We start from the raw sequence: 17358 nt of genomic DNA, 5'->3' as shown, positions 1-17358 counted from the left end.
TTTTCACAGCCTCTTATGATTAAGGTATCAGCACGAAAAGCTGGTCCCTGACGCGTAAGGGGCATTTTGTTTGGAGGAGAGGAACGAGATGCAGTCACTGGATCTGAAGAAGTTTCCGGAGATTGTGCTGCCCCGGTTTCTGAAGGTGGAGCAGCAGTTTGAACAGGGGAAGATTGAGGACATTCCACTGACGATGAAGGAGCAGATGGAGCCGCATCTCAAGGGACTGGAAGGAAAGCGAATCGCAGTGGGGGTAGGCAGCCGGGGCATCCGCAATTTGGCTGAAATAACGAAAGCCGTCATTGATGAGCTGAAGCAGGCTGGCGCCGAGCCATTTATCATTCCAACGATGGGGAGTCATGGCGGAGCGACACCGGAAGGACAGGCTGGACTGCTGGCGTCCTTTGGAGTCACGGAAGCCGCGATGGGGGTTCCAATCGATGCCTCCATGGACGTGGAGGCGATTGGCGAAATCGAGCCGGGCGTACCCGTTTATGTATGTACCAGTGCGCTGCGGGCCGATGGCATCGTCGTCATCGCCAGGATAAAGCCGCATACTTGCTTCCGCGGACCGATCGAAAGCGGCGTATGCAAAATGCTGGTCATTGGCCTGGGCAAGCAGGTCGGGGCGGCCTCGATCCATAGTCAGGGCTTTGGGCGGTTTGCGGAGCTGATTCCGAAGTCGGCCCGGCTTATTGTGGACAAGACGAACGTGTTGTTCAGCGTGGCGCTGGTGGAGAATGCGTATGAGGAAACCGCGATTATCGAGGTCATTCCAAGGGACGAAATCGTTGCCTTGGAACGGGAAGCCCGCCTGCTCGATACAGCCCGGGAGCGGATGGGACGAATCCTGTTTCCTTCCTTTGATGTGCTGGTCATTGACGAAATTGGGAAAAACATAAGTGGGGACGGACAGGACCCGAACGTGACGGGGTTATTCTTTACGAAGCATGCCAGCGGCGGGCCTGAATATAAGAAATGCGCGATTCTGGATGTATCGGAGCCATCTCATGGCAACGCCAACGGGGTAGGGATGGCAGATGTGACCACCCGGAAGCTGTTCGATAAGATCGATTTTATCAGCATGTACACGAATGCGTTTACAAGCACAGAGGTACAGGCGGTAAAAGTACCGATGGTGGCGGCGACCTCCGAGGATGCGCTGCGTATGGCGGTGCGGATGTGCAACGGGATTGGTCCAGGGCAGCACAAAATCGTCTGGATCCGCAATACACTGGAGCTGACCGAAATCATCATCAGTGAGGCGCTGCTGGACGAGGCGGAGAGCCATCCCCGGATAAATCCGATTACGTCGCCAAGAGAACTGTGCTTTGTTCACGGGGAGCCGCAGACGGATTGGCTGTAAACGATGTAGAAGGGCTCGTAAATCCATCTCTTATCGGTAAAAAGCTATCAGGACTTAGTGCGCGGTGGGGCGTGGAGCAGCGAGCAGAGCCCTATGTAGACAGCCTTTTTTCACCACACGTCTAGCATCCAGTAAAAAAAGGATAAGGAATAGTTAAATCATTTCTATATCAACGAAGTACGGAGCCATTTATCATAAAAGTCAGGAACTACAACCAACAACCTTTGAGAGGGGTCACAAACAAATGAAGCTTGTAAAAAAAGGGATGCTGGCATGTATATCTTCGCTGCTGCTCATCACAACAGCGTGCGGCGGAGGACAAGCAGACAACAAGAAAACAGAACAAGCTGCAGGGGCCAGGCCGTTTGAAGGGAAGAAAATTACTGTTTTCGTCCAGAACCATCCGTGGACAGATACGATCAAGACTGCGCTGCCGGAGTTCGAGGCCTCCACCGGAATGAAGGTCGATATTCAAGGCTTCTCGGACGAGCAGCTTCAGCAGAAGCTGGCGGTACAATTCACCTCCGCGGCGGAGTCGCCGGATGTGTTCATGTTCCGGCCTTACATGGACAAAATTTTGTATAACAAAAACGGCTGGACGTCTCCGCTGGATGAGTATGTGAAGAAGGATGCGGAGTACGACTTCGGGGATTTCGTGAAATCCTCTATCGAAGAAAACACCATTGATAACAAGCTTACCGGCATTCCAATCTTTTCCGACCAATTCGTCATGTATTACCGCAAGGACATTCTGGAGAAGAACAGCCTGCCGGTACCGAAGACGCTGGATGAGCTGAAGGAAGCGGTCAAGAAGGTGCATGATCCGGCCAATGAAATGTATGGCTTCGTAGCCAGAGGCCAGCGCAACTCCCTGGTGGTAGGGGTTTCCTCTTACCTGTTCGCGGAGGGCGGAGACTTCATGAAGGGCGACAAAGCGGTAGTTAACACGCCGGAGGCGCTCAGCGGCTTCCAGATTTACGCGGATTTGCTGAAAAACTATGCGCCGCAGGGCGTGCTGAATATGGCTTGGCCGCAGGCGGCAGGGATTTTTGCACAAGGCAAAGCGGCCTTTTACACAGAGACTGCCGCAGTGTACCAGAACGTCACGGACCCGAAAAAATCGCTCGTCAGCGATAAGGTTGGCTTCGCGATGTTCCCTGGCGGGAAAGCCGGCATGAAGCCGTTCAACGTGGCGGCCTGGTCGCTCGGAATCAACTCCGGCACGAAAAATAAAGAAGCGGCTTGGGCCTTCATTCAGTGGGCGACCAACAAAGAAAACGTGCTGAGAGTGCAGCGTAACGGCGTACCGGGCGTACGGACCTCGGTATGGGACAAGAAGGAAGGCACGGAAACGTACCCGCAGGATTTGGCGGCAGCGATTAAAGAAACGATGAAAATCGGCGTAGGGCATAACGTGCCGCAGGTTATCAGTGTCGGTGAGGCACGTGACGCAGTAGGCAATATCGTCGTCAAGGCGGTCCTGGGTGAAGACATCAAGGCGGCGGCAGAGAAGGCCAATTCAGAGCTGCAGGCGATTATTGACAAAGACAAGCTGAAATAACGGATGACTGTGCGTTAAGCATGACCAGAACAAGCGGGCCGGGTTGCAAGCGCTGCGGGCCCGCTTCTGATTTTTAAATGCATCTGCAATGGGTACACAATCAGCAGGGCGCGGGCGGCAGGCGGCGGCGTTTCAGGACAGCGGCCGGCCAATGCGTACGCTGCCTGATTGCGAAGGAGGAATGACGATGGTTTCCGCATGGATGGACCGCAATCTCAAATGGGTATTCACGCTGCCGGCGGTCTTGTTTATATTGCTTATGGTTGCGTTTCCCATTGGCTATACGGTTCGGATTAGCCTTTACGAATGGAGCATGTCTGCTGCTACACCGCCCAAATGGGTCGGACTGGACAACTATATTCATCTGCTGAATGACCCGCGCTTCTGGGGATCGGTCGGCCGCACGTTTTATCACACCAGCGTCAGCATCGTACTGGAGACCGTGCTCGGCGTCCTGATCGCGGTCTTGATTTCCCGTAAGTTTGCCGGCCAAAAGCTAATAAAAACGTTTCTTATGCTGCCGATGGTGGCAACACCGGTTTCGATCGGTCTGGTATGGCTGCTCATCTATGAGCCATCCATTGGCCTGGCGAACCAGCTGTTGAAGCTGGCGGGCTTCAAGCCTCTAGCCTGGCTCGGATCGGTTGATCTGGTCATGCCGTCCCTGATTCTGTTGGACGTGTGGGAATGGACACCGATGATTGTACTGATTGTGGTGGCCGGGCTGATGACGCTGCCTTCGGACCCTTATGAATCGGCCAGTGTGGACGGGGCGACGTCCTTTCAGAAGTTTATCCACATTACGCTGCCGATGCTGATGCCGACGATTTTGACCGCAGTGATTCTTCGGCTGATTGACTTATTGAAGACGTTCGACACGATTTACGCCACGACACAGGGCGGCCCGAACTATGCTTCGGAAACGCTGAACCTGATGATTTTCACGGAAGCGTTCCATTACTTCAAATTTGGTTCGGCGTCTGCGCTGCTGATGTTGTTCTTCATTCTGATTATGATCGTCATTTGTGCGTTTATTGCGCTGCGGAAAAGGCTGGGTGGTATGCATTGAATACAGCAAAGTTGAATATCGGGCAGCAAGTTTACTATGCAATCATTACCCTAGTCATGATTCTGGCCTTTTCATTCCCGTTTTTGTGGATGTTCTCGGCATCCTTCAAAACACAGGTGCAGATTTTGTCCTCATCGCATTTGTTCAGCTTTCAGCCGCATTTCGACAATTACCTGATGGTGTTCCGGGAATATGATTTCATGCGCTTTATCCAGAACAGCTTCGTCATTGCGGTCTTGTCCACACTCGGCTCGCTGCTGCTCGGTCTGCCAGCAGCCTATGCGATTGCCCGGTACCGGATGAGCTATTTTTCCCTGACGATTCTGATTGCCAAAATTATTCCGGGCATTACATATCTGGTGCCCTGGTACATTCTGTTCAACAAGATTCACCTGATTGATTCCTACCCGGCGCTGGTGCTGAGCCACATGGTCATTGGCCTTCCATTTATTATGTGGGTCATGATTCCGTTCTTCGAAACCTTCCCGGTGGAGGTCGAGGAATCCTCCTGGATGGACGGCTGCTCGAAGCTGCGGACCTTCATCCAAATGGTGCTTCCGGTGTCGGTGCCCGGTATCGTGACCTCGTCCTTGCTGGCGTTTATTTTCTCCTGGAACAACTTCATGTTCTCCCTGATCTTGTCCGGCGAGAATACGAAGCCGCTGCCGCTGGCTGTGTTTAACTTTATTTCCGGCACCTCGATTGAATGGGGCGCACTGATGGCGGCGGCTTGCATCATCACCCTGCCGGTGCTGCTGATGGCCTTGCTGACGCAGCGGTACATTGTAAGCGGATTGTCGGCTGGGGCGGTCAAAGGCTAATACAGTTAAGCCGCTCAAACCATTTCCATTCGCGGTGGTGAGCCTGGTCATGCTGGTTTTCACGAAATGGAGAAAATGGCACTGATGTTCGTCGCGGCCCTGAATGGTTATCCGGATTTACAAATTTACAAACACGTCTGTTCCAGAACGGCGCGAGGCGCTGCGAATGGAAATATCCCATTATCTGGATTACCCAGGTCCGCTCTTTTGCTCTAGAATAGAGGTATTCTTGCAGCGGGAAGTGACATGATGCGAAAGCGCTGGACCACCTATAACAAAATTACCTTGCTCGTACTGCTGCTGCTTGCGCCGATCGTCGTATTGTACAGCTATTCGAACGAAACCTCGGTGGAAGTGATTGAAAAAGAAATTCAGGAAGCCAGTCTCAAACGGATGTCCTTCTTCTCGTCCCAGGTGGACAATCATGTGAAGCAGCTTTCGATTCTGGCGATTGTAGTGAGCAAGGATCAGACGATTAAGGAGCTGGCGGATTCCAATATCCCGCCTGTGGATCGTCTGCGGCAGCTGGAGCTGCAGGATTCCCTGGTTAAGAAGATGGGGCTGCTCAGCGCAACCAGCAGCTGGACGAATGGGCTGGCCATTCATTTGCCGCAGATGAATATGGACATTTCGGGGGATTATTCTTCGGTGTATAATTCGAGCACCCTGCGGGAGAACGTAACGACGAGCTGGAAATATCATCCGAAGACCGAAGGGGATGCTTATTTCTCCAAATTTGTGCTCAGTCCGCTCATTTCATACCGGAATCCGCTCGATGCGGAGTCGCTAATTGAGGTGCGGTTCTTCAAGCAAAATATCGTCACCATGCTGACGGAGTTCAAGGGGGATAATCAGGGGGAGCCGTTCCTGTATGCCTCCCGTTCGGAAGTCATTACCAGCAGCGGCGCGGACACGGACATGGTCGGCCAAATGATTGAACAGCTGGAGCAATACCCGCTGGAGCAAAGCGGCCATCTGCTGCTGAAGCTTCATGGGGAGCAGTATATGGTGAACTACACCAAGAATGACAGTCTGGGCTGGTATTTGGTCGATTATATGCCGCTTCACCAAATTTTGTCCCCGATCTTTAAGGCCCGGAATGTATTTTATATGGCGATGGGGCTGCTGCTCGTGATGAGCATGGTGGTTGCCTATTTCCTGTACAAGCAGGTCCAGTCACCCATCAAGATGCTGCTGCAGGGCGTGCAGGGCATTCAGCACGGCAAGTATTCCGTTCGTCTGAACCACAAATCCAGAAATGAATTTGACTATTTATTTTACCGCTTTAACGAAATGGCGGCTGAAATCGAACGTCTCATTGAAACGGTGTACAAGGAGAACATCCGCTTTCGCGAAGCCAAGCTGAAGCAGCTGCAATCCCAGATTAACCCCCATTTTTTGTACAACTGCCTATTCTTTGTCAAGAATATGATTGCCATCGACGACAAGGATTCAGCGACTGCCATGGTGCTGAATCTGGCTCAATATTACCGGTACATCACGAAGCTGGAAAGCACGCTGACCCCCCTTAAGGATGAAATCCGGCTGGTGACCAGCTATCTGGATATTCAAAATCTGAGGATAGAGCGCTTTCATTATGAGATTGATATTCCGTCATCAATGCTGAATATCGAGGTTCCCCGGCTGCTGATTCAGCCTATCGTGGAAAATGCGATTTTGCATGGCGTCGGCAGTATTGAGGAGTACGGCATTATTTCCATTGAAGGCAGGGAAACCGACAGCGAGTTCATGATTATGATAGATGATAATGGCACGGGGCTAAGTGAGGAAAAGAAGCAGAAGCTGCGTGAGCGTATCACACGCCCGATGGACGGGGAATCCAGCTGCGGGCTATGGAATGTGCATCAGCGGCTGCTGTTCCAATACCACAAGCAGGCGGGTCTTCAGTTTGAGAATTCTCCCTTAGGGGGACTGCGGGTCATTATATCCTGGGGCAAAACGGCTGAAGCTGCCCAAGATCGGAGGAACGGATAATGCTTTCCATCGTGCTGGTTGATGATGAAACGAATGTCGTGGAAACGTTAGCGGCGACGATCAGGTGGGCGGATTTAGGCATCGATTCCGTATACAAGGCCTTTTCTGCCAGAGAAGCGCTTGATATTTTGAGCACACATTCTGTAGATATCGTCGTGACAGACATTAACATGCCCGTGATTAACGGGCTGGAGCTGGTTGCCGCCATCCAGGAGCGCTGGAAGCGGACCAAATGCATTCTGCTCTCCGGCTATGCGGAGTTTGAGTATGCCCAAAAAGGCCTCCAGAATAACATTTCGGCCTATTTGCTCAAGCCGGTCAGCGACGAGGAGTTTATGACTTGCGTCGGACAAGTGGTGGAGCGGATTCACCGGGAGCTGGAGCAGCATGATGCGTATGAGCAGGCCCGGAAGGTGCTGCGCGATCATTTGCCCCGGCTCAAAGGGGAGTTTCTCCAGGAGCTGCTTCAGGGGAAGCGGTTATCGGAGGATAAGCTGCAGGAAAAGCTCAAGCATCTGGAGATTCCGGCTGCCTGCGGGGATGAGATGCTGATGGCGCTGGTCCGGTTCAAGGAGGACTTCAGCGAATACAATCCGTTTGAGATGTCGCTGATGGAGTTTGCCATCGGCAATATGGCGGAGGAGACGTATGCGGAGCATTTTAACGTCTGGCAGTGCAAGGACGTGCACGATTATTTGGTCCTCCTGCTTATTCCGAAGGATAAGGCAGTGCCGGCGGACAAGCAAACGGCGCGGGTGGAGAAGCTGGCGGGCGAATTCCAGAGCAATGTACAGCATTATTTGAAGAAAAGAGTCTCGGTGCTGATCGGGCAATGGGGCGCTTTCCCTCAGACGGTGGCGAGCCGCTACGATCATTTGCTGCTGGTGTTCCGCAAGCGCTTCGGGATGGACAAGGAGCTTCCGATTTACCGGCTGGCCCAGGCCGATGAGGTGAGCATCCAAACGCTGAACCGACTGTATGAGCCGCCGACGCTGATGCATCTGCTGGAGGCCGGCCACTGGGAAGCGGTGGAGAAGAAGCTGGAGTCGGCGATGGAGGAGCTGGAGCTGTACTGGGCGGAGTCGTCGGAGCATATTACCCAGGCGTTCTTCTTCATTTTCTCGTCGTTCTCCTACATTGCGCATAAGAACGGCAAGCAGCTGTCCGACATTATCGACACGGACTATGTGAAGGGCAGGGCCTTGGTCCCGGCTGGAACTGTGAAGCATTTGCGGGAGTGGGTCCGGACCGTGTTCGACAAAATCCGGACACATGCCCTGCAGGAATCGAGGACGGCCCGGGCCGGCATCGTGAAGGAAGCCCAGAAATATATGCTGGCCCATCTGTCGCAAAATATTTCGCTTCAGGAAATTGCCGATTATTTAGGGCTGCACCCGGCGTATTTATCCCGGATATTTAAGCTGGAGGCCGGAGAAAATCTGAGCGAGTATATGACCCGGCTGAAGCTGGAGAAGTCGGTCCAGATGCTGACGCTCAGCAGTATGAAGATTTATGAGATTTCACTGCAAATTGGCTATCAGAATCCGGCTTACTTCAACAAGGTGTTCAAGAAGCATTTCGGCTTGACGCCGCAGGAATACCGGACGGCGAAGGCACAATCATAAACGAATCAGGGAGTGTAGCGTGTGAAACGAATTGTATGCGAGGAACCGAACCGTTTTGGACGGGTAGAGGTGGAGGCGCCGGGTGTAAAGCCGGGAGAGGCGCTGGTCCGTATTAAGCGGATCGGCATTTGCGGCACAGATATCCATGCGTTTAAAGGCAATCAGCCGTATTTTACGTACCCGCGCGTACTGGGTCATGAGCTTGCCGGGGTCATTGAGCTTGCTCCGGACAACGAGCTTGGCATACGGGCAGGGGATCAGGTGGCGGTTATCCCCTATATGGAATGCGGGGAGTGCCTGGCCTGCCGGAGGGGCAAGACGAACTGCTGCACCCGGATGCAGGTGCTTGGCGTCCACACGGATGGAGGCATGCAGGAGCTGCTGGCCGTACCGCTTACGCATCTGCTTCCTGCCGCGGGGCTGACACTGGATGAGGCGGCGCTGCTGGAGCCGATGAGCATTGGGGCTCATGCGGTAAGGCGTTCGGGCCTTCAGGCCGGGGAGTATGCGCTCGTGATCGGCGCAGGCCCGATTGGTCTTGGCATTGCCAAATTCGCCGCGCAATCCGGGGCGAAGGTCATCATGATGGACGTGAACGAGGAACGGCTGGAATTTTGCCGCCAGTGGGCCGGAGCCGCGTATACAGTGAATGCGCTGGAACAGCCTGTGGAGCGGATTGCCGAAATCACCGGCGGGGAGTTCCCGTCTGTCGTGCTCGATGCCACTGGAAACGTCCGTTCCATGTCGCAGGCGGTGGAGTACACAGCGCATGGCGGGACGCTCGTTTACGTCGGACTCGTCAAAGCGGACATTGTATTCAGCCATCCTGAATTCCATAAGCGCGAGCTGACGCTGATGGGCAGCCGGAATGCGACGCGGGAGGATTTCGATGCTGTGCTGCGGGCAATGAAGAGCGGCAGTATCGATACAGCCTCCTATATTACCCATCGCGCCAGCTTCGAAGAAATGCCGGTGCGGTTCGAGCAATGGCTGGACCCGGCAGCGAAGGTCATCAAGGCGATGGTGGAAGTTTAATAGAAGGCGAAGGAAGCTATATCCTGAGATCGTCGCCTTCAAGCAAAAGGTACTGCTGCCTTGCGCTGGATCGCTGAACAAGGGCTGAGAAGGCGGGCAGCGGCAAGCAGTCTTCATCAAATAGCAAGTATGCTTTACAAGGGCAGAGCGGATCGCGGTGGCGATTTGCTCTGCCCTTGTGTTGTTTGAGCAAACAGCGCTTTTTTGTCGGGCAGCCGACTTTTTTGACTTTCTCCTTTTGTTATAATCTATTATATTCATAGGATAACTATGAATAATGAGGCGGGGATGAATGATGAAGCGCTTTGGGGGGCGCGGCGAGGATGCTGCACCGGAGGGGATGCACCAGGGCCAGACGGCTTATGATGCGGGCCAGATTATTTCGCATTTTTTCAGGGAGGCCGGACAACTGCGGAGCTACAGGAAGCACGAGTTTATTTTCCGGGAAGAGGATGAAGCGGCCGAAGCTTACTATGTGCAGTCGGGACTTGTCAAAATTTCGCAATCCGCTCAAGAGGGCCATCACATTACGCTGTTTCTCCGCCATGAGGGGGAGGCGTTTGGTACGGCGGAGGTACTGGCCGATCGAAGGCGTCAGCGGTATGCCCGGTGTATCTCCGATTGTGAGATTGTCTCGATACCCACAGACAGCTTCGTACGCCTTGTCCAGTCACAGCCGGAGGTGCTGTATGCCTTTGCGGTGACCGGCGCACAGCGTCTGCTTGCTACACAGCAGGCTGTAGAGGCCTTGATTTCCAGACCGGTGGCCTGGCGGCTGGCGAACTTTTTGTTGCAATTCGGAATCGAGGCGGAGGATGGCGTCCATGTTCAACTGCATGTGAGCCACGAGGAGATTTCCGGGATTATCGGATGCAGCCGGCAAACGGTCACAGAAACACTGAACAAATGGCGGGATCAAGGCTTAATTCACTATGAGAAAAAGCACGTTGTTTTATTCAACCCGCGGTTATTGTACTGAATAAGCCGTCATATCGCAGAGTGCTCATGACACAGTCGCTTATTCAGCAGATAAACGGGCCGCGTCTGTTGGATGATGACAGCAGGGCCGTGAATCTGACCTAGCAGCCGGGCTTATCCGAGCAAATCCGACAAAATAGCTCTTTATCTTGGGAGGTAAAGCATGTATATTCAATTTCAGAAGCATTTGCAGCCAGAATTCCACGGAGATTTGAAAGTCATCCTGCTTGGCACGGGTACGCCCCGCGCGTTCTATGGCCGGGCCAAGCCCGGGGTCATCGTCCTGGCAGGACATCAAGCCTTTTTGGTGGACTGCGGCGGTGGTGTTGTGGACCAGATGGTGAAGGCGGGTGTCATGCCGCAGCGGATTACCGATGTGCTGTTCACGCATCATCATTATGACCACAATGCCGGGTTTTTCGATGTGTTTATTTCAAGCTGGCGGACACATGTCACGGCGGAGAGAGTCTTCGAGGGGCGCAGCCGCCCCATGAATGTGTACGGGCCGGAAACGACCCGGGACATTATCGGGCGGATGCGGGATTCCTTCGAGTTTGATGTGAAGCTGAGGGTGAGCTACAATTTGTCCGCGGAAGAGGGGGCGAAGATTAACTATTTTGAATGCAATGAAGGTGTAATATATGACAAGGACGGGATCCGGATCACGGCCTTTGAGGTGGATCATCGGCCTGTTTACCCTGCAGTCGCGTATAAATTCGAATACAACGGGAAGTCCGTTGTCATCTCGGGAGATACGATTCCTGTAGAGAACATGGTGAAGCACAGCAGCGGAGCCAGCCTTCTGGTGCATGAAGCGTATAACAAAGCATGGCTGGATGCGTTAATTGCCCGTTACCCGGAGCAGGCGCAGGCGCTGTCCAATCCGGCCAAATATCATACGACCACCTTGGAGGCGGCGAGAATCGCCCGCGATGCCGGAGTAGAGCACCTGGTGCTGACGCATCATATTCCTGCCCCTGAGGCCGAAGAGCGGGCGGAGCAGGCGTACATTCAGGGGATGCGGGAAATTTATGACGGTCCAATTACGATGGGCCGGGATTTAATGGTGTTTGATTTGTCGGAACCGATGTCAAAAACTTGAAAATCACGCGAAAAACCGATTGACAAAATAAATAATTCCTATAAAATAGGTAGGTATAATCGGTATTAGGGAAGGGCGTATAAAGGAGATTTCGTCATGATTGATATAAATCAGGTGACCAAAACGTTTCAGCAGCGCGGACGTGAAAACTATAAAGCGCTGGATGATGTTTCATTAACGATTAAAGAAGGAGAGTTTCTCTCCCTGCTGGGCCCGTCAGGCTGCGGCAAATCGACCCTGCTTAATCTGGTGGCGGGACTGGAGCAAGCCAAGCAGGGCACGATTCAAATTCACGGAACTCCGGCCAGAACGCCGGGACCTGACCGGGTCGTCGTTTTTCAGGAGCATGCCTTGTTTCCGTGGCTCAGTGTACTGGACAATGTAGCCTTCGGGCTCAAACAGCGCGGCGTCCCGAGGAAAGAGCGCGAAGCGCTGGCCATGGAGCAGATCAAGGCGGTTCATCTCGGCAAATTCGCCGACAGGTATCCGCATGAGCTGTCGGGCGGGATGAAGCAGCGGGCGGCGATTGCCCGGGCGCTGGCGATGGACCCGCAAATTTTGCTGATGGATGAGCCGTTTGCCGCTTTGGATGAACAGACCCGCCTTATTTTGCACAAGGATTTGGAAGAAATTTGGATGCGTACCGGCAAAACGATTTTATTCGTCACCCATAATATACGGGAAGCGGTCACCTTGTCCGATAGAGTGCTGGTGATGTCGACACGCCCCGGCAAAATTAAAAAGGAATTCCTCGTTCAAGCCGCTCGGCCCCGGGACAAAGCGGACTCCATCCTCATGCATCTGGAGAATCAAATTATGGAGGCGCTTGCCGATGAGCTGGAGAAAGTGGTAAAGGAGGAAATGGGCGATGAGTACAGCCTTAAGACGAACCCTGTTCATCATTCTGCTACTGATAGCTTGGGAGGCGGGATATAGAATATTCGATTGGGGCTGGAAGTTCCCGTCCCTGCTCCAAACGCTGCAAGCATTTAAGGACGGCTTTACCGAAGGCCAGCTGCTGGAGGCGACGCTGCAGAGCATCAAGCGCTTGCTCATTTCCTTTGTTATTTCGATCTCGGCTGGAACTGTGCTCGGCTTCCTGTTTGCCCGTTCGCGTGTGCTGGATGAGACGCTGGGCTTCCTGGTGGTCGCACTGCAGACCATTCCAAGTATCGCCTGGCTGCCGTTTGCTATCATCTGGTTCGGCCTCAATGACACCTCGGTTATATTCATCACTACGCTGGGCGCGACATGGACGATGGCCATGTCCAGCCGGACCGGTATTATCAATATTCCTCCACTATACATCAAAGCCGCGCAAACAATGGGAACAGGAACGGGCTGGCGCATGTTTTCCCAGGTCATGGTTCCGGCAGCCTTCCCTCATATGATGAACGGCGTGCGGGTAGCCTGGGCTTTCGCCTGGCGGGCGCTCGTGGCCGGGGAGCTGATTGCCAAAGGCGTGGGCCTGGGGCAGCTGCTGCAGGATGGACGCAATCTGGGAGACACCGCACAAATGCTCTGTATCGTCATTATCATCGCGGTGCTCGGCACACTGTCCGACCATTTCTGCTTCAAGAAGCTGGAGGACAAGCTGCTTGTTCGCTACGGGTTAAAGAAACATGAACCATAAAAACAAAGGTTGAAAAGGGAGAGGTTCAGATGAAATCCAAATTTGCGTTTATTTTGGCGCTGCTGCTGCTTGTGACCGTTGTGCTGGCAGCCTGCGGCGGAGACAAGACACAGACCACGGCTGCGCAGGGCGGTGAGAAGGCGGCTGAGAGCAAAGGGCCGGTAACGGTGAAGCTTGGCATTTTCAAAAACGTGACCCATGCTCCGGGCTATGTCGCTCTGGAGAACGGGTATTTCCAGAAGCTGTTTGGGGAACATGTCAAAATTGAAGTAACCGCCTTCGACAACGGCTCCGATTTCTCCACGGCCATTGCTACTGAGCAAATCGATATCGGCTTCGTTGGTCCGGGGCCGTCGACGAACCAGTTTATTAAAAGTAAGAACTTCCGGGTTATTTCCGGCTCTAACAACGGGGGCGCGGTACTTGTCGCCGGGAAAGATTCCGGTATCAATTCCGTGAAGGACCTGGTTGGCAAAACGGTCGCGATTCCGACCAAGGGCAGCACGAATGAAATTTCCTTGCGCCTGCTTTTGCAGCAGGAAGGGCTGAAGGTCACTACAGACAAGAGCGGCGTACAAATTGTGGCGCGCGCTCCGGCGGATACCCTGACAACGATGCGGACGAAAGAAATTGATGCGACGCTTATTCCTGAGCCATGGGCGACCCAGATGGAGCAGGAAGGCATCGCGAAGGTTATCGTGCCATGGGATAAAGTACCGCCGAACAACGGAGACTACCCGCTGGTTATTTTGGTTGCCGGGGACAAATTCCTGAAGGAGCACCGGGATTTGGCGAAGAAAGCGATTGAAGCGAACCTGCAGGGGATCGAGTTCATTCAGCAGAACCCGGATAAGGCGTATGAGCTGGTCAACCATCAGCTGAAAAGCTTGTCCGGCAAAGGAATGGAAATTAACCTGATCAAAGCGGCTCTGACCCACTTGAAGCTGACCTCCGAAGTCAGCAAGTCGGCGATTGAAGATATGGCCAAGGTTTCCATCGACGCAGGCTATATTAAAGATCTGAAGAAGGAAGAGCTGGACCTGAGCAAATTCATCGATTTGTCCCTGCTGGAAGAAGTGAAAAAAGAACGGAAGTAATAACAGCCGGCTTTCCGGCTTTGAGAATGGTGCCACAGATGACCGGCTTATTTGAAGCCGGGTGTCTGCTTGGAAGAGCCTGCAAAAGCATCAGCAGGCCCTGAACGAGGCGGTCAAACAAAATAACCGATTCGGCCTGTGCCGAATCGGTTATTTTGTTTTTGCTTGAGAGCGGCCTCGAAGCGAGGGCTCCAAATGGAGAGAGGGCGCTGGCTAAAAGCCCTTGTACTGCGGCTCCTCATTTTCAAGCTGCTGAACGCGGCTTTCCACTTGCTGAACCACCTGCTGCGTTGTTTGGGCAGCCTGCTCGAACAAGGATTTAGCCTCTTGATTTTCTGTGCCAAGGGCGAATTGCTCCAGACTGGCCTGCGCGCTTTTTAACGAAGCCAAGCAGGTTTTGACTTGAGATCCTACGGTCATGTCCCTCACCTCCTTCAACTAACCCCTTATAATATGGCATGACCTATGTGTTCATATTCCTGCTCTTTTTGACAAATACTGAAACAGCAAACGAATTACGGTTGGAAAGAGGAGGGCTTCAAGTGCCGGAATGGACAGAGGTAGCACTACGGACACTAGCGGCGGTTTGTGTGCTTTTTGTAATGACGAAGGTGCTGGGCAAGCGGCAAATATCACAGCTATCGCTGTTTGAGTACATCACAGGGATTACCATCGGGAACCTGGCGGCTAATGTTTCGGTTCAGGTGGATTCCACCTGGTATCTGGGTGTCGTTGCTTTATCCGTATGGGTTGCTGTGTCCGTGTTATTTGAATTTCTGACGATGAAAAGCAAGAAGGTGCGGGATATTGTAGACGGCAAGGCAACCGTACTCATTCAGGACGGCAAGGTGCTGGAGGACAATGTGAAAAGTATGCGGCTGACCATTGACGAGCTCATGGAGCAGCTCCGCAAAAAAAGTGCATTCAAGCTTGCGGACGTTGAGTTCGCAGTCATGGAATCAAGCGGGGAAATTAATGTGATGCTCGTTAATGAGGCGCGTCCGCTGACGCCGAGGCATCTCGGCATCAAGGTCGCTCCCAAGACGGCCCCCCGCACGGTTATTATGGACGGGCGGCTCATGGACAGCTCTTTAGTGGAGCTGGGCCTCAGCCGGCAGTGGCTGCAAACGGAGCTGGAGAAGCAGGGCGTGCTGCTGGATAACGTATTTGTGGGGCAGGTGGATGGTTACGGACAGCTGTTCATCGATTTGTATAATGATGAGCTGCAGCTGCCGCAGCCTCAGAACAAGGAGGTACTGCAGGCCACCTTGAAAAAATGCCAGGCCGATTTGACCCTGTTCGGCTTGACGACGGAGAATGAAAAGGCCAGAACGATGTATGAGACTGCGGCTGCGCAGATGGAACAGGTGCTGGAGGATATAAAGCACCTGCTCCAAGGCTGACTAATCCGGGCCGTACGGCAGCGATATAGGCGGCATGAGCCTCTCGGGGGGTGACGAGGATCAGTTGGCTTGTGATTTTACTGCTCTTTTTTTTCTTGCAGATGGGGATTGTGCTTGTATCCGAACACAGGCATCCGGCCAAAGCGGTTGCCTGGCTGGTAATCCTGTATTTGTTTCCGTTATTTGGCTTTGCGCTGTATTATTTCATCGCCAAGCGGTACACGCAGCGGCGCAAGCTGCGCCGGCAGGGAATCCGGATGCTGGTAGAAATCCGCCGTGTAATGGCGCGCCATGTCAACCCGGTCAAGGACCCGGAGCAAATGGGCGGGAGCGGGCTGGCTTCGGTACCGAGACTGTTCAACCTGCTGAATCGCATCCCGGCGTCTCAAATTACATCGTGCAACGAGGTTAAAGTGCTGAAGGACGGCGAGGAAACCTTTGCAGCGATTCTGGCTGCAATGGAGGGCGCGCGGCGGCACATTCATCTGGCGTATTACACGATACGGGAGGACGGAATCGGCAGACGGTTTCTGGATCTGATGATGAAAAAGGCGCGTTCCGGTGTGGAGGTGCGCCTTATTTTTGATGGGGTCGGCAGCTATCAGTTCAGCTCGAAGGCTATTCAGTCTCTCCGTCAGGCCGGCGTAGAGGTGAACTGTTTTTTGCCTCCGCATATTGCGTTGTTCGATAAACGGATTAATTATCGCAATCACCGCAAAATTGTCGTCGTTGACGGAGTTACCGGCTATTTGGGCGGCATCAATATCGGAGATGAGTATTTGGGACTGAATCCGAAGCTCGGCCATTGGCGGGATACCCACCTGGAGCTGAGGGGAGACGGGGTATATTACCTGCAGCAAACGTTCCTGACCGACTGGTTTTTTGTGTGCGGCCAGCGGGTGACGGATGCGCGGTATTTCCCGGAGCACAGCTGCAAGAGAAAAGGGCATGTGCAGATTATTGCCAGCGGGCCGGATTTGCAGACTGATCCGATTTTGGAGATGGTTTTTGCCGCCGTGGCGGCGGCGAACCGGCGCGTGTGGATAACGACACCGTATTTCATACCCGATCCGGCTGTGATGACGGCTTTGAAGACGGCTGCGCTGAGCGGGGTGGACGTTCGGATTATTATTCCCGGGGTTGCCGATTCCCGGCTGGTGCTCTGGGCCTCCATGTCTTATGTAGAGGAACTGCTGCTTGCGGGGGTCCGGTTTTTCCAATACCAGCAGGGCTTTGTTCACGCCAAGGTGCTTCTTGTGGATGATGTCCTGGCTTCCGTCGGGACAGCGAATATGGATATGCGAAGCTTTTTCAGCAACTTTGAACTGAATGCGGTGCTCTTCGACCACAGGGAGATCGCGCGTCTGGAATCGGATTACAATATGGACGAGGCGAATTGCAAGGAGCTGCGGACCAATGAATTTGTGAACAGAGGGCGTGTCCAGCGTACGAAGGAGATGGTGGCCCGCCTGCTGTCGCCGCTGCTGTAACAGGCGGCAAGCAGCTCCCAGCGCGATGTTTCGCTGCAGGACGGCGGTCGGTCGACCACAAGCCGGTCCCCATTTCAAGCTTGCACAGGCCATTGCGCACGGCGAGGCTTGCCGACGAGACTCCCGCCGCTGTAACCAGCACGGCGTGCCCAAGATGCGCCAGCAACGCTTCGGTGACGCCCC

Annotated in this window: 15 protein-coding genes; 14 read left to right on the top strand and 1 reads right to left on the bottom strand. The window is 53.6% G+C overall.

All coding sequences use genetic code 11. The features are described from left to right. Window positions 1–88: 88 nt before the first annotated feature. The 12 genes from WBG83_RS12355 to WBG83_RS12300 all read left to right on the top strand — a co-directional run bounded on the left by WBG83_RS12355 (window position 89) and on the right by WBG83_RS12300 (window position 14282). A complete protein-coding gene (locus WBG83_RS12355; protein WP_336745362.1) occupies window positions 89–1366 on the top strand; it encodes a DUF362 domain-containing protein in 1278 nt (425 codons plus the stop codon). Window positions 1367–1610: 244 nt separating this feature from the next. Further along, a complete protein-coding gene (locus tag WBG83_RS12350; RefSeq protein ID WP_336745361.1) occupies window positions 1611–2927 on the top strand; it encodes an ABC transporter substrate-binding protein in 1317 nt (438 codons plus the stop codon). A gap of 187 nt (window positions 2928–3114) precedes the next feature. Next, complete coding sequence (locus WBG83_RS12345; protein WP_336745360.1) at window positions 3115–3996, top strand: carbohydrate ABC transporter permease; 882 nt, start codon at window positions 3115–3117, stop codon at window positions 3994–3996. Continuing rightward, entirely contained in the window at window positions 3993–4817 is an 825-nt protein-coding gene (locus WBG83_RS12340; protein WP_336745359.1) for a carbohydrate ABC transporter permease, read from the top strand. Before WBG83_RS12345 ends, WBG83_RS12340 begins: the two co-directional genes overlap by 4 nt. Before the next feature lie 246 nt (window positions 4818–5063). Beyond that, on the top strand, window positions 5064–6812 hold the full coding sequence (locus tag WBG83_RS12335; RefSeq protein WP_336745358.1) for a sensor histidine kinase: 1749 nt from the start codon (window positions 5064–5066) through the stop codon (window positions 6810–6812). After that, window positions 6812–8437, top strand: coding sequence for a response regulator transcription factor (locus WBG83_RS12330; protein ID WP_336745357.1), 1626 nt, complete (start codon window positions 6812–6814; stop codon window positions 8435–8437). Before WBG83_RS12335 ends, WBG83_RS12330 begins: the two co-directional genes overlap by 1 nt. A 21-nt stretch (window positions 8438–8458) precedes the next feature. After that, entirely contained in the window at window positions 8459–9472 is a 1014-nt protein-coding gene (locus tag WBG83_RS12325) for a zinc-binding alcohol dehydrogenase family protein (protein WP_336745356.1), read from the top strand. Window positions 9473–9764: 292 nt separating this feature from the next. Beyond that, on the top strand, window positions 9765–10451 hold the full coding sequence (locus tag WBG83_RS12320; protein ID WP_336745354.1) for a Crp/Fnr family transcriptional regulator: 687 nt from the start codon (window positions 9765–9767) through the stop codon (window positions 10449–10451). 162 nt (window positions 10452–10613) lie between these two features. Beyond that, window positions 10614–11552 carry an MBL fold metallo-hydrolase gene (locus WBG83_RS12315; RefSeq protein WP_336745353.1) on the top strand — a complete coding sequence of 313 codons (939 nt, stop codon included), beginning with the start codon at window positions 10614–10616 and terminating at the stop codon, window positions 11550–11552. Window positions 11553–11648: 96 nt separating this feature from the next. Next, on the top strand, window positions 11649–12488 hold the full coding sequence (locus WBG83_RS12310; protein ID WP_336745352.1) for an ABC transporter ATP-binding protein: 840 nt from the start codon (window positions 11649–11651) through the stop codon (window positions 12486–12488). Beyond that, window positions 12421–13185, top strand: coding sequence for an ABC transporter permease (locus tag WBG83_RS12305; RefSeq protein ID WP_336745351.1), 765 nt, complete (start codon window positions 12421–12423; stop codon window positions 13183–13185). The genes WBG83_RS12310 and WBG83_RS12305 overlap by 68 nt, the downstream gene beginning before the upstream one ends. A 29-nt stretch (window positions 13186–13214) precedes the next feature. Continuing rightward, window positions 13215–14282: an ABC transporter substrate-binding protein gene (locus tag WBG83_RS12300; protein WP_336745350.1), complete on the top strand. Its 1068-nt coding sequence runs from the start codon at window positions 13215–13217 to the stop codon at window positions 14280–14282. 213 nt (window positions 14283–14495) lie between these two features. Here WBG83_RS12300 and WBG83_RS12295 read toward each other — a convergent pair whose 3' ends face one another. Beyond that, window positions 14496–14702, bottom strand: coding sequence for a DUF1657 domain-containing protein (locus WBG83_RS12295; protein ID WP_336745349.1), 207 nt, complete (start codon window positions 14700–14702; stop codon window positions 14496–14498). Between the two features lie 122 nt (window positions 14703–14824). Here WBG83_RS12295 and WBG83_RS12290 point away from each other — a divergent pair, with 122 nt between their 5' ends. Together WBG83_RS12290 and cls are read left to right on the top strand one after the other, a co-directional pair. Next, on the top strand, window positions 14825–15685 hold the full coding sequence (locus tag WBG83_RS12290) for a DUF421 domain-containing protein (protein WP_336745347.1): 861 nt from the start codon (window positions 14825–14827) through the stop codon (window positions 15683–15685). A gap of 59 nt (window positions 15686–15744) precedes the next feature. Next, window positions 15745–17175, top strand: coding sequence for a cardiolipin synthase (gene cls, locus WBG83_RS12285; RefSeq protein WP_336745433.1), 1431 nt, complete (start codon window positions 15745–15747; stop codon window positions 17173–17175). The last annotated feature ends 183 nt before the right edge of the window (window positions 17176–17358 follow it).

This window comes from Paenibacillus sp. y28 (assembly GCF_037137075.1).
Classification (GTDB): Bacteria; Bacillota; Bacilli; order Paenibacillales; family NBRC-103111; genus JBBBNV01.
The sequence above is the reverse complement of the archived record's forward strand: the minus strand, read 5'-3'. Positions and strand labels throughout refer to the sequence as shown.

Bases quoted from the DNA above. Each gene is read 5' to 3' on its own strand.
- WBG83_RS12355 (WP_336745362.1), top strand. From the start codon at position 89: ATGCAGTCACTGGATCTGAAGAAGTTTCCGGAGATTGTGCTGCCCCGG.
- WBG83_RS12350 (WP_336745361.1), top strand. From the start codon at position 1,611: ATGAAGCTTGTAAAAAAAGGGATGCTGGCATGTATATCTTCGCTGCTG.
- WBG83_RS12345 (WP_336745360.1), top strand. From the start codon at position 3,115: ATGGTTTCCGCATGGATGGACCGCAATCTCAAATGGGTATTCACGCTG.
- WBG83_RS12335 (WP_336745358.1), top strand. From the start codon at position 5,064: ATGATGCGAAAGCGCTGGACCACCTATAACAAAATTACCTTGCTCGTA.
- WBG83_RS12330 (WP_336745357.1), top strand. From the start codon at position 6,812: ATGCTTTCCATCGTGCTGGTTGATGATGAAACGAATGTCGTGGAAACG.
- WBG83_RS12320 (WP_336745354.1), top strand. From the start codon at position 9,765: ATGATGAAGCGCTTTGGGGGGCGCGGCGAGGATGCTGCACCGGAGGGG.
- WBG83_RS12315 (WP_336745353.1), top strand. From the start codon at position 10,614: ATGTATATTCAATTTCAGAAGCATTTGCAGCCAGAATTCCACGGAGAT.
- WBG83_RS12310 (WP_336745352.1), top strand. From the start codon at position 11,649: ATGATTGATATAAATCAGGTGACCAAAACGTTTCAGCAGCGCGGACGT.
- WBG83_RS12305 (WP_336745351.1), top strand. From the start codon at position 12,421: ATGAGTACAGCCTTAAGACGAACCCTGTTCATCATTCTGCTACTGATA.
- WBG83_RS12300 (WP_336745350.1), top strand. From the start codon at position 13,215: ATGAAATCCAAATTTGCGTTTATTTTGGCGCTGCTGCTGCTTGTGACC.
- WBG83_RS12295 (WP_336745349.1), bottom strand. From the start codon at position 14,702: ATGACCGTAGGATCTCAAGTCAAAACCTGCTTGGCTTCGTTAAAAAGC.